3 protein-coding genes are annotated in these 4,369 nt (G+C 70.8%); 2 read left to right on the forward strand and 1 reads right to left on the reverse strand.

From position 1 onward, the window contains the following. Window positions 1-799 (forward strand): ATP-binding SpoIIE family protein phosphatase (locus IH13_RS0111145; protein ID WP_031083389.1); only part of this gene is annotated, 799 nt, incomplete at its 5' end. Between the two features lie 68 nt (window positions 800-867). Here the strand turns inward: IH13_RS0111145 and IH13_RS0111150 are convergent. Next, window positions 868-3,078 carry a transglycosylase domain-containing protein gene (locus IH13_RS0111150; RefSeq protein WP_031083390.1) on the reverse strand — a complete coding sequence of 737 codons (2,211 nt, stop codon included), beginning with the start codon at window positions 3,076-3,078 and terminating at the stop codon, window positions 868-870. Window positions 3,079-3,319: 241 nt separating this feature from the next. Here IH13_RS0111150 and IH13_RS0111155 point away from each other — a divergent pair, with 241 nt between their 5' ends. Then, on the forward strand, window positions 3,320-4,291 hold the full coding sequence (locus tag IH13_RS0111155; protein WP_031083392.1) for an SPFH domain-containing protein: 972 nt from the start codon (window positions 3,320-3,322) through the stop codon (window positions 4,289-4,291). Window positions 4,292-4,369: the final 78 nt, after the last annotated feature.

Below are 4,369 nucleotides of genomic sequence, written 5' to 3' on the forward strand. Positions count from 1 at the left end.
CAGCGACCGGATGGCGACCTGCCTGTACGCCGTGTACGACCCGGTCGCGCACCGGATCACCGTCGCCAACGCCGGCCACCCGCCGCCCGTCCTGCTGCATCTGGGCGGCCGTGCGGAGGTGCTGAAGGTGCCCCCGGGCGCGCCGATCGGTGTGGGCGGGGTCGACTTCGAGGCGGTCGAGCTGGATGCTCCGGCGGGCGCCACGCTGCTGCTGTACACCGACGGCCTGGTGGAGTCGCGGCTGCGGGACGTGTGGACGGGGATCGAGCTGCTGAGGGAGCGGCTGGCGGCGACCGCCCGGCTGACCGGGCCGGACCACTCGCCGCCGCTGGAGGCGCTCTGCGACGACGTGCTGGACATGCTGGGGCCCGGGGACCGGGACGACGACATCGCGCTGCTGGCCGCGCGTTTCGACGGGATCGCGCCGAGCGACGTCGCGTACTGGTTCCTGGACCCGGAGGACGCGGCGCCGGGCCGGGCCCGCCGGCTGGCCCGCAGGGCGCTCGGCCGGTGGGGGCTGGACGCCCTCGCGGACGAGGTGGAGCTGCTGGTCAGCGAGGTGGTCACCAACGCCGTGCGGTACGCGGAGCGTCCGGTGACGCTGCGGCTGCTGCGTACGGACATCCTGCGGTGCGAGGTGGGCGACGACGCGCCGCAGCTGCCGAGGCAGCGCCGGGCCCGTGAGACGGACGAGGGCGGCCGTGGGCTGTTCCTGGTCAACCGGATGGCCAGGCGGTGGGGGGCGACCCGGCTCTCCACCGGCAAGGTGGTCTGGTTCGAGATGGCCATGCCCGCCTGACAGGCGCGCGCAGGGAGGGGCGGTGCCGTGCCGGCACCGCCCCTCCCTGCGTGGTCACCCGGACCGGGTCACTGCCCGAGCAGGCCGTTCTCCGGCCGCTCGCCCGGCGGCCGGTCGTCACCGCCGGGCCACTCGGGGGCGCTGGGGGATCCGCTGGGCGTCCAGGAGGGCGTCTCGCCGGGCGTCTCGGCGGGGGACGACTCCCCCTCGCCCGGGGTCGCGCTGGGGCTCTCGGAGGGCGTCGAGGGCGTCTCGGACGGGGTCTCGGAGGGGGACTCGCTCTCCGACGGCGTGGCGGAGGGGCTCCGCGTCACCGGCGGTGCCTCGCCGTGTTCGACGCCCTCCAGGTCGAAGGTGGCGTCGGAGCCGCCGCCGAGCGCGCCCAGGGTGTAGTCGGCCCAGATCCGGGCGGGGAACCCGCCGCCGTTGGCCCGGCCGGAGTTGGCCGTGCCGGTCAGCGTGACCTGCCCGCCGCCCTCGTCGGTGGACTCGCCGTACAGGGCGACCACGGTGGTGAGTTCGGGCGTGTAGGCGGCGAACCAGGCGGACTTGTTGTTCTCCGAGGTGCCGGTCTTGCCCGCGGCGTCGTACGCGGAGGTGTCCGCCTCGTGGCCGGAGCCGAGGTCGACGACCTCGGTCAGCGCCTTCGTCACGGTGTCGGCCGACGTCCGGCTGATCACCTGGCCGCCGGTGCCGTCGACCGGTTCCATGGTGCGGTCGCGGTGCTCGGCGGACTTGACGATGGTCGGGGTGACCTTCTTGCCGTGGTTGTCGAGGGTGGCGTACACGCCGGCCATGTCCCAGGTGGAGGCGTTCATGGTGCCGAGGGTGATCGCGGGGCGCTCGGGGAAGTTCTTGTCCGGTACGCCGAGTTCGAGCGCCGTCTTCTTCACGGCCTTCGGGGTGACGTCCACGACCATCTGCGCGAAGACGGAGTTGATGGACTTGTCCATCGCCGTCCGGACGGTGGGGTGGTCGTAGCTGATGTCGTCCTCGTTCTGCGGGGCGAACGGGGTGTCGCTGCCGACCACGGGGCGTCGGCTGGTGCCGTCGTAGACGGTGTCGAGGCCGATCAGGTTGCCGTCCTGGGTCTTCGACCCGTTCTCCAGCGCGGAGGCGAGCACCAGCGGCTTGAAGGTGGAGGCGGGCTGGTAGTCCTGGCGGGTGGCGTTGGATATCCAGTGCTCGGTGGCGCCGACACCGCCGTACAGCGCGACGACCTTGCCGGTCTTCGGGTCCACCGAGGTGGCGCCCGCCTGGACGGTCGCGTCGGTCTTGTTGTTCTTCCGGTCGAGCTGGCTCTCCAGCTGCCGGTCGACCGACTTCTCCAGCTGCTTCTGCTTCTTCTTGTCGATGTTGAGGGTGATGGTCCAGCCGCCGGCGTCGAGCATCTCGCCGGTGACGCCCTGCCGGGCCATCTCCTGGTTGGCCGCCTCGACGAGGTAGCCGGTCTGGCCCTCCAGGCCGGGGGCCGCCTTGGGTGACTGCGGGACGGGGAAGGTCAGCTTGCCGCGCTCGGTCCTGTCGAGCCATCCCTCGTCGACCATGTTGTCGAGCGTGTACGCCCAGCGCTCCTTGACGAGCTTCTTGCCGGTCGGGGAGGCGACCGCCCAGTCGTACTGGCTGGGGGCCTGGAGCAGGGCCGCGAGGTAGGCGCCCTGGGCGACGTCGAGGTCCTTGGCGTCCACCCCGTAGTAGGCCTGTGCCGCCGCCTGGACGCCGCTCGCGCCGCGCCCGTAGTAGACGGTGTTGAGGTACCCGGCGAGGATGTCCTCCTTCTTCATCCGCTGGTCGACCTTGAGGGAGATCACCAGCTCCTTGAGCTTGCGGCTGACCGTCTGGTCCTGCGTCAGGTAGTAGTTCTTGACGTACTGCTGGGTGATCGTGGAGCCGCCCTGCTTGCCCTTGCCGGACAGGGTGTTGACCAGGCCGCGGGTGGTGCCCTTGAGGTCGACGCCCTTGTCCCGGTAGAAGGACTTGTTCTCGGCCGCGACGAAGGCGTGCTGGACCTTCTCGGGTACGACGGCGAGGTCGACGATCTCGCGGTTGACCCCGGAGCCGGTGCGGGCCAGGAGACTGCCGTCGCTGTACTTGTAGACGTTGCTCTGCTTCTCCGCCTGGGCGTTGGCCGCGGGCACGTCCACGTAGACGTAGAGCGCCACGAAGGCGCCCATCACCAGCAGGCAGAGCCCGAAGAACGTGCCCAGCATCTTCCGCCAGGTGAAGAGCGCGCGTATGCCGCCGCTCCTGGCAGCCCGACGCGCATCCGCTCGACCCATCGCTGTGGTGCTCCTGTTCCTCTGCTCGAACCCGCTCCGGCCAGATCCGCCGACTCACTCAGACCTGCCAGCTAACACCGAAAGCCTGGACAAAAGACAAGCGATCCGGTCTTTTCCGGACGTGAGAATCAGCACCCACCCCCTGAGGAACCGACGCTCCAGGGGTGCGCATGGTTGTGAAAGACAGGTAATGTGTAATCACATTGCTAGCGCGGCGACAGGCCGCGGGAACGGGGGACCCATGTCCGTACCGCAGGAGCGACCCGACACCACCGGCGCCGGCCCAGGCCTCGCACCGGACACGCCCGAGATGCCGGCCCCGCAGGTCAGGGAGACGGCGGCGCACTCCATCCCCGGGGGGCTCGGGCTGCTGCTGACCGTCCTGGGGGTGGTCCTCGGCGTGGGCCTGGCCATCGTCGGCGGCGTCGTCGGGTCGAACGGGAACAACGCCGTCGGCATCCCGGTCTGCATCCTCGGGGTGCTGCTCACCATCGGCTCGTTCTTCTGCATGTCCGGTGTGAAAATGGTCGCTCCGGGCGAGGCCCGGGTCATCCAGCTCTTCGGCCGGTACGTCGGCACGATCCGTGCGGACGGCCTGCGCTGGGTCAACCCGCTGACCTCCAGCCGCAAGATCTCCACCCGCGTCCGCAACCACGAGACGGCGGTGCTGAAGGTCAACGACGCCTACGGCAACCCCATCGAGCTGGCCGCGATCGTCGTCTGGAAGGTGGAGGACACCGCGCAGGCGCTCTTCGAGGTCGACGACTTCCTGGAGTTCGTCGCCACGCAGACCGAGTCGGCCGTCCGGCACATCGCGCTCGAGTACCCGTACGACGCCCATGACGAGGGCGGCCTCTCGCTGCGCGGCAACGCGGAGGAGATCACCGAGAAGCTGGCGGTCGAGCTCACGGCGCGGGTGCAGGCGGCGGGCGTCTCGATCATCGAGTCGCGTTTCAGCCACCTCGCGTACGCCCCCGAGATCGCCTCGGCGATGCTCCAGCGGCAGCAGGCGGGAGCGGGCATGGCGCCCCGCCAGCAGATCGTCGAGGGCGCGGTGGGCATGGTCGAGATGGCACTGAGCAGGATCGCGGAGCAGGACATCGTGGAGCTGGACTCCGAGCGCAAGGCGGCCATGGTCAGCAATCTGATGGTGGTGCTGTGCGGTGACCGCGCAGCGCAGCCGGTCCTGAACACGGGCTCGCTCTACCAGTGACCGGCCAGGGCACGCCGGCGCCGGGTGCCGCCGGATCGGAGGGGGGCTCCGCCGGGACCCCCCGGCCCGCCGGCGCCG

This window comes from Streptomyces sp. NRRL WC-3549 (genome assembly GCF_000721935.1).
GTDB lineage: Bacteria > Actinomycetota > Actinomycetes > Streptomycetales > Streptomycetaceae > Streptomyces.

Excerpts from the sequence above, each read along its gene's own strand:
- IH13_RS0111150 (WP_031083390.1), bottom strand. The coding sequence starts at position 3,078 with ATGGGTCGAGCGGATGCGCGTCGGGCTGCCAGGAGCGGCGGCATACGC.
- IH13_RS0111155 (WP_031083392.1), top strand. The coding sequence starts at position 3,320 with ATGTCCGTACCGCAGGAGCGACCCGACACCACCGGCGCCGGCCCAGGC.